Below are 2,499 nucleotides of genomic sequence, written 5' to 3'. Positions count from 1 at the left end.
GGTAGTCGGCCGGGAAGGTCACCTTCACCGTCACGTCGCTGTCGGGCTTGGCGCCGACGAGCTGGGCCTCGAAGCCCGGGATGAACTGGCCCGAGCCCAGGACCAGCTCGACGTCGTTCGCCGTGCCGCCCTCGAAGGCCTCGCCGTCCACCCGGCCGATGAAGTCGATCAGCAGCTGGTCGCCGTCCTTGGCCTTCACGGTCTTGCCGGTCTTGGCTTCATAGGTGCGGTTCTGCTTGGCGAGGTCGGCGACGGCCTCGTCCACTTCCTTGTCGGTGGGCTTGTAGACCGGCTTGGTCAGCGACAGCGTCGCGCCGTCCACCGGGGTGAACTCGGGCATCAGGTCGATGGTGAGTTCGTAGGCGAGGTCGGCCTTGCCATCCATCACCGCCTCGATGTCGCCTTCCGGCTTCAGCTCGGGCTCGCCCGCGGGGCGCAGGTTGTTGTCGTCCAGCACCTTCTGGGTGCTCTCGTTCAGGCTGGCCTGCACGACTTCGCTCATCAGGGCCTTGCCGTACAGGCGGCGCACGTGGGCGGCCGGCACCTTGCCGGGGCGGAAGCCCTTCACGTTGAGGGTCGGCGCGATCTCCTTGATCCGCGCCTCCAGGCGCTCATTCAGATCGGAGACCGGGACTGTCACGCCGTAGACGCGGCTCAGGCCTTCACCAGACTTCTCAACGATTTGCATCGACATTCTCAAGTTTCCCGGACCAGAGCGGCCATCCGCCCCTGTCCGTCTCTAGGTCAAACGGGGAAGGCCGCCGAACAGGGGTCCGGCGGCGCGAAGGCGCCCTTATGTCATGGCGCGCGGGCGCGTCCAAGCCCCCTGCCCCTTGACGCCGAAGCCCCCGCCCGCGATGGCAGGCGCGGGCTGCATGCGGATGTGGCGGAATTGGTAGACGCACTGGATTTAGGTTCCAGCGCCGCAAGGCGTGGAGGTTCGACTCCTCTCATCCGCACCAGCCTGATTCGCTCTTCGAGCTTCGCAGGACTGGCCCTGCGCGCCCTGCCCTGCGAAGCCTTGGCGTAGCAGGGGGGCGCGGGCTAAAGCCGGGCCATGCCGCGCGGTGTCCTGTTCGTCCACAACAACTTCCCGGCCCAGTTCCGCGACCTGGCCCAGACCCTGACGCGCATGGGCGTGCCGTGCTGCGCGATCGGCCAGGAGCACGCCGGCGGCATGTCCGGCGTCCACGTGGCGCGCTACCGCCTGCCGCGCGGCACCACGCCCGGCATCTTCCCGCTCGCGGTCCGCGCCGAAGCGGACCTGATCCGCGGGCGCAGCGCCTACGACGCGGCCCGGGCCCTGCAGCGCGAGGGCTGGGACCCGCAGGTGATCGTGGCGCATCCCGGCTGGGGCGAGGTCACCTTCCTGCGCGAGGTGTTCCCGAACGCAAAGCTGGTGACTTTCGCCGAGTTCTACTACCGCGGCCGCGGCCTGGACGTGGGATTCGACACCGAGTTCTTCACGCTCGACGAGGAGACGATCTTCCGCGCGGAGGCCAAGAACGCGGTCATGGCCATGGCCTATGCCGAGGCCGACGCCATCGTGTCGCCCACCGAGTTCCAGGCCAGCGCCCTGCCGATCCGCTTCCGCGAGGCCGCACGGGTGATCCACGAGGGTGTCGACGTCGAGACGATCCGCCCCGCGCCGGCGGAGCCCTTCGCACTGGATGACGGCCGAGTCATCACGCCGGGCACGCCGGTCATCACTCACGTCAACAACCATATGGAGCCGCTGCGGGGCCTGCACATGCTGGCGCGCGCCCTGCCCCGGCTGCTGGCCGAGGTTCCGGACGCCCAGGTGATCCTGGTGGGAGACCCAAACCGGCGACCCTACGGCGGCAACGCACCGGACGACCGCAGCTGGCGCGACGTCTGCTTCGACGGCGTGGACTACGACCCGGCGCGGGTCCACTTCGTGGGCCGACTAGCGCACGATCGCATGCTGGCCGCGCTGCGCCTCGGCGTGGCGCACGTCTACTACACCTATCCGTTCGTGCTCTCGTGGTCGCTGGTCGAGGCGATGGCGTCGGGTTGTTACGTGATCGGCTCGGACACCCCGCCCCTGCACGACGCCGTCGAGGACGGGATCAACGGCCGGCTGCTGCCGTTCTTCGACGTCGACGCGCTGTCGCAGGCCATGATCGACGCCTGCCGCAATCCCGAGGCCTCCGCGCCGCTGCGCGCCGCCGCCCGGCAGACCGCGGTCGACCGATTCGACCGGCTGAAGGGCCGCGCCGGCTGGATCGCGCTGCTCAGGGAACTCGGGCTGGAGATCCCGCGGGCTAGCCGCAGCGGACCTCCTTGATGATCCCGGTCTTCTCGTCGAAGAAGAAGTTCAGGCGCTCGGGGATGTAGTCCATCGTGATCGGGCAGCCGAGGCAGGCCACGCGCTGCAGCTCGGGCTTTGCCGGCGCCGGGATCTCCGAGCGCGGACGGCCCACGAGATGCTGGTGGCCGCGCGCGTTGCAGGTGTCGTTGGCGGGTGGGGGCGCAGCG

The 2,499-nt window shown here is 69.3% G+C and carries 2 protein-coding genes, 1 tRNA gene and 1 pseudogene; 2 read left to right on the top strand and 2 right to left on the bottom strand.

Features of this window, described 5'->3' with window-relative positions; translation table 11 throughout:
* The coding region (gene tig, locus VGD44_RS22995) for a trigger factor (protein WP_331090716.1) at positions 1 to 694 on the bottom strand (694 nt) is incomplete at its 3' end.
* Positions 695 to 877: 183 nt separating this feature from the next.
* Here tig and VGD44_RS22990 point away from each other — a divergent pair.
* Positions 878 to 962: transfer RNA gene (locus VGD44_RS22990), tRNA-Leu, on the top strand.
* 95 nt (positions 963 to 1,057) lie between these two features.
* The gene (locus VGD44_RS22985; protein ID WP_331090715.1) at positions 1,058 to 2,308 is read left to right on the top strand and encodes a glycosyltransferase; all 1,251 of its coding nucleotides are present in this window, start codon (positions 1,058 to 1,060) and stop codon (positions 2,306 to 2,308) included.
* Here the strand turns inward: VGD44_RS22985 and VGD44_RS22980 are convergent.
* Positions 2,286 to 2,499: pseudogene (locus tag VGD44_RS22980) on the bottom strand (peptidase inhibitor I78); the annotation flags it as partial. The gene VGD44_RS22985 and the pseudogene VGD44_RS22980 sit on opposite strands and share 23 nt — an antisense overlap.

Origin of the sequence: Phenylobacterium sp. (genome assembly GCF_036402295.1) — a bacterium.
Classification (GTDB): Bacteria; Pseudomonadota; Alphaproteobacteria; order Caulobacterales; family Caulobacteraceae; genus Phenylobacterium.
This window is presented reverse-complemented; position numbering and strand designations above follow the sequence as displayed.